Annotated in this window: 2 protein-coding genes; one reads left to right on the forward strand and one right to left on the reverse strand. The window is 48.0% G+C overall.

Features of this window, described 5'->3' with window-relative positions; all coding sequences use genetic code 11:
- Positions 1 to 13: 13 nt before the first annotated feature.
- On the forward strand, positions 14 to 220 hold the full coding sequence (locus tag C7K08_RS15025) for a hypothetical protein (RefSeq protein WP_106501214.1): 207 nt from the start codon (positions 14 to 16) through the stop codon (positions 218 to 220).
- A 112-nt stretch (positions 221 to 332) separates the two neighbouring features.
- On the opposite strand, the gene C7K08_RS15030 is transcribed toward C7K08_RS15025, so the two are convergent.
- The gene (locus C7K08_RS15030; protein ID WP_241537306.1) at positions 333 to 581 is read right to left on the reverse strand and encodes a DUF2811 domain-containing protein; all 249 of its coding nucleotides are present in this window, start codon (positions 579 to 581) and stop codon (positions 333 to 335) included.
- Between the last annotated feature and the right edge of the window lie 52 nt (positions 582 to 633).

A 633-nucleotide genomic window follows, 5' to 3' on the forward strand; every position in this document is an offset into this window, starting at 1 on the left:
GTAGTAAGGTAAGTTGGCTGAGGCGCTTTTTATGGCCGGTAGCGGCCAGGAAAGATGTCACCCTTTGGATGAGGTTTATGCCTCCTTTGCCAAAGTTACTGGGATGCTTGTTTGCTGGGTTGCTATTGGTTCATTAATCCAAATCAAAACAGGTTGTTTCCAGCAACTAATTGATCTGCTCCAGCGTTTGGATATGAAGCTGAATGGCGGAGTGGGGTAATCAGGCTTGTATTTAACGGAGCTAAATAACGATTCGTAATAGCGATTCGTAATCAGATTGTTGTTTGAAACCCTTGGCCTAGAGAACGCCCCACCTCTGCATAAAAAAGAAGTCACCTTTGTTGTACTGATGCCTGGGTTTGCCGTGGCCGTTGAAATAAGCCATTTAGGTAGTGCTGTACTACCGCTGGTTCCTTGCTGCCCTGCTGAAACAGGAATGCTGCCACCGACGCTTGGACCAGGCGGTATTGATCCCATTCAGGATGTTTTTCGATAAAGGCTGCCATTGCGTTGAATAAATCTTCTGGGAATTCGTTTTCCACACTCACATGGGCTTGCATCAAATCTGGAGCCACAACCATCCAACGCACAAGCGATCACTGCATCCATCAGCGCACACCCGCCCTGCTGCCG

The sequence above is a fragment of the Synechococcus lacustris str. Tous genome (genome assembly GCF_003011125.1).
Classification (GTDB): domain Bacteria; phylum Cyanobacteriota; class Cyanobacteriia; order PCC-6307; family Cyanobiaceae; genus Synechococcus_D; species Synechococcus_D lacustris.